The 3,360-nt window shown below is 51.0% G+C and carries 5 protein-coding genes; all 5 read right to left on the bottom strand.

Going from position 1 to position 3,360, the window contains the following annotated elements; genetic code table 11:
• Positions 1–668: YoaK family protein (locus tag AC1WIP_RS13410; protein WP_481142299.1), on the bottom strand; the 668-nt coding region annotated here is incomplete at its 3' end.
• Positions 665–1,024: an arsenate reductase family protein gene (locus tag AC1WIP_RS13405; protein WP_481142298.1), complete on the bottom strand. Its 360-nt coding sequence runs from the start codon at positions 1,022–1,024 to the stop codon at positions 665–667. The genes AC1WIP_RS13405 and AC1WIP_RS13410, both read right to left, overlap by 4 nt.
• Before the next feature lie 50 nt (positions 1,025–1,074).
• Positions 1,075–1,521 (bottom strand): hypothetical protein, encoded by a 447-nt coding sequence (locus AC1WIP_RS13400; RefSeq protein WP_481142297.1) that lies wholly within the window; start codon positions 1,519–1,521, stop codon positions 1,075–1,077.
• Between the two features lie 22 nt (positions 1,522–1,543).
• Positions 1,544–2,152: a GNAT family N-acetyltransferase gene (locus AC1WIP_RS13395; RefSeq protein WP_481142296.1), complete on the bottom strand. Its 609-nt coding sequence runs from the start codon at positions 2,150–2,152 to the stop codon at positions 1,544–1,546.
• A gap of 66 nt (positions 2,153–2,218) precedes the next feature.
• Positions 2,219–3,295: a peptide chain release factor 1 gene (gene prfA / locus AC1WIP_RS13390; RefSeq protein WP_481142300.1), complete on the bottom strand. Its 1,077-nt coding sequence runs from the start codon at positions 3,293–3,295 to the stop codon at positions 2,219–2,221.
• Positions 3,296–3,360: the final 65 nt, after the last annotated feature.

Raw genomic sequence — 3,360 nt, 5'->3', positions numbered from 1 at the left:
TTTTTATCTTGTTTCTGAAACATCACAATAAAACTCAGCACAAGCAGCAGACTGCTGCACCATACAGCCTGCTGCCCAAGCAGCTTTACGGCAGCATTCCCCACAACGGCGCCAAAGGCAAATGCTGCAATAATGCCATAATAGGCCAGCCCCTTAAGCAGGCTGGACCGTTCTCCTGAAAATAAAAAGTCGCAGACAGCCTGTGTGCCGGAGCGGAAATTTCCAATGCACATGGTGGTGGCACAGGCATTTCCCTTCACCTTGCGAAAGCTCTCCACCTGAATGCCGCAGGCAAAGGAAACCATGGCATTGGCAAACCCGTTGTATGTAAGAGGCATAAGCCCTACAAAAAACAAAATCACACATTCTGTAAGCACCGCCCATTGTCTCCCGTGAAATCCCTTTCCCTCTGGAAAAAAATGCCTGATCAGCTCTGCTGTCACAATGCCTAAGGCAAAAGCCAGTACCGGGAAAAAATACCGTAAAGCCTCCCGGAAACTGCCCTCTGAGAGATTCACTCCAAAAAGCAGGATGTTTCCCGTCTGGGCATTGGCAAACACCTTCTCTCTTAACAGATAGGTGTAGGCATCCATCAACCCTCCGGAAACGGCCAATATAACGGCCAGACGCCTTGACTCCGACATCTGGCCCGCATTCTCTTGTTTCATAAGCTTCCCAGCCTCTGCTCCCATTCTTCCTCTTTAAAGCCCACAAGAACAAAATCCTCTCCCACCAAAAGAGGACGCTTTACCAGCATTCCATCCGTGGAAAGCAGCGCAAGCTGTTCTTCATCAGACATCCCGGGCAGTTTCTCCTTCAGCCCAAGCTCCTTATACAGATTCCCGCTGGTATTAAAAAACCGCTTTAAAGGCAGCCCGCTCTTTTCCTGCCATTCCCGAAGCTCCTTTAGGCTGGGATGCTTCTCCTTTATGGGACGCTCCTCATAGGCAATCTGATGCTCGTCCAGCCATTTCAGCGCCTTTTTGCAGGTGCTGCATTTTTCATAACATAATACCGTCAGCATTCTTTCTCCTCCAAGTTTCTTTCCGCTGCTTCCTGAAAGGAAGCAGCCTGTTACTTCTCGCAGCTCCAATACAGGGTTTCCCCGTCAAAATCCATAGTCAAGAAGGTCTCTTCCTCCTCCGTTGCCGGCGTCAGCAAAAGCTGGCTTTCCCCCTCCTCCATGTAAGGGGTGACATAAGCCCTGAGAGTATTCTCTTCTAATTCCCACTGTCCCTCTCCTCCGATTCCTGCGCCAATGTAATAGCTGAAGCTGTGATCCTCATTTATTTCCATGGAAGCGCCATAGGTGGACAGACCTGTGCCAAACATCTCCTGCAAAGAAGCATAGGCTGTCAGGCTCTCATTGGTTCTCTGTCCGTCCAGCTGCCAGGTTCCCACATAGGAAACCGGCGCTGCTTCTTCCATTTCCTCTAAAGTAACCGGCTGTTTTTCGGCGCCGCAGCCTGCAAACAGCAAAGCGCACAGAAACGCTGCGCTTCCTGCCCAATATCCCTTCACTTTTTCCCTCCATTCTAAACCGTCACAAATCCGCTTGTCCTGAAAGGCCCGCTTCGATTAAACGTACCTCTGCCCTGTCCCAATATTTTCGATATACCCTGTCCTGTCTGCCATCCAGATTCAGCTGATACATCCGGAACAAAACCGGGATATCCTTGGGCTGCCACTGCTCCTCATAGGAATACTGATAAAGCATCCCCAGCCGCCGCATTACCTGTCCGCTGCGCGGGTTTTCCCTGTCATGGGTGGCTGTCAGGTAGAGCAGACCGTCCTTCTTTACCTGCTTTATCACTGCCCAGGCCGCCTCCGTGACAATTCCCCTGTGCCAAAAATCCTTTCGAAGCCCATAGCCTAAATCATGGCTGTCATCCATACTCACATTCACATATCCTATGGGAACATTGTCCTCCTTCAGACAGATGCCATAACGGTATCCCGCAGACTCCTTGTATGCTGCAGCATACCGTTCCTCATAAAATGTCCGGGCCTCCTCCATGGTTTTTAAAGGAAACCATGGAAGATAAGTATTCACTTCTTCGTCTGCAAAAATGGCAAACAGAGCATCCAAATCCATGGGCGTAAACCTCCTTAGAATCAGCCGCTCCGTTTCCAATAAAGGGGTATTCTCCATACGGCGCCTACTCTTCATTCATCTTTGCCAGCTTTGCCGCCTTGGTCCAAGCCGACCAGGCGGCGCCTACTCTTCATTCATCTTTGCCAGCTTTGCCGCCTGGTCGGCTGCGATGCAGGCATCAATAATCTCCTCGATGTCGCCGTTCATCACCTTATCCAGCTTATAGAGGGTCAGTCCGATACGGTGGTCGGTAACGCGCCCCTGAGGGAAATTATAGGTTCGTATTTTTTCTGAGCGGTCTCCCGTTCCGATCTGGCTGCGGCGAAGCTCCGCCTCAGCGTCGTGTCTCTGCTGCTGCTCCAGATCGTAGAGCTTTGCCTTAAGAAGGGCAAAAGCCTTTGCCTTGTTTTGCAGCTGTGACTTCTCCGTCTGGCTGTACACCACAATTCCTGTGGGGTAGTGGGTCAGCCGCACTGCGGAGTCAGTGGTGTTGACGCACTGTCCGCCGTTTCCGGACGCGCGCATCACATCGATACGGATATCCTTGTCGTCAATCACAATGTCAATGTCCTCATCCACCTCAGGCATTACCGCCACGCTGATGGTTGAGGTGTGAATGCGGCCACCGCTCTCCGTCTCCGGCACACGCTGTACCCGGTGAACGCCGCTTTCATACTTCATTCTGGAATACGCGCCCTGTCCTGTAATCATAAACTGGACTTCTTTCATGCCGCCGATCCCAATTTCATCCACGTTGAGGGTCTCCACCTTCCAGCGGTGTCCCTCCGCATAGTGCACATACATACGGTAGATTTCTGCGGCAAACAAAGCGGCCTCGTCTCCTCCTGCCCCTGCGCGGATTTCCACAATCACGTTTTTATCGTCATTGGGGTCCTTGGGCAAAAGCAGCACCTTCAGCTCCTGCTCCAGCTCCTCTGCCCTTTTCCTGTTTTCACTCAGGGTCTCCTTGATCATCTCCCGCATTTCTTCATCATTTTCCTCTTCCAGCATTGCCAGAGAATCCGCAACTTCCTGATTGCACTTTTTGTATTCCGTATAGGCGTTTACGATAGGAGTCAAATCGCTCTGCTCCTTCATCAGCTTTCGAAACCGCTCCTGATTGTTGGCCACCGTCGGCTCATGGAGCTCACTCATAATCTCCTCAAAACGAATTAATAAATCTTCCAGCTTGTCAAACATTTTTCTTCTCCTAAAAACCTCCAGCCTGTATCTTTTCCTTTCCGCTGCCGCAGATTCTCCAAGGC

This window comes from Acetatifactor sp. (genome assembly GCF_982438285.1).
This window is presented reverse-complemented; position numbering and strand designations above follow the sequence as displayed.

Coding starts and splice junctions, on each gene's coding strand:
- AC1WIP_RS13395 (WP_481142296.1), bottom strand. CDS start 2,152: ATGGAGAATACCCCTTTATTGGAAACGGAGCGGCTGATTCTAAGGAGG.
- prfA (WP_481142300.1), bottom strand. CDS start 3,295: ATGTTTGACAAGCTGGAAGATTTATTAATTCGTTTTGAGGAGATTATG.
- AC1WIP_RS13405 (WP_481142298.1), bottom strand. CDS start 1,024: ATGCTGACGGTATTATGTTATGAAAAATGCAGCACCTGCAAAAAGGCG.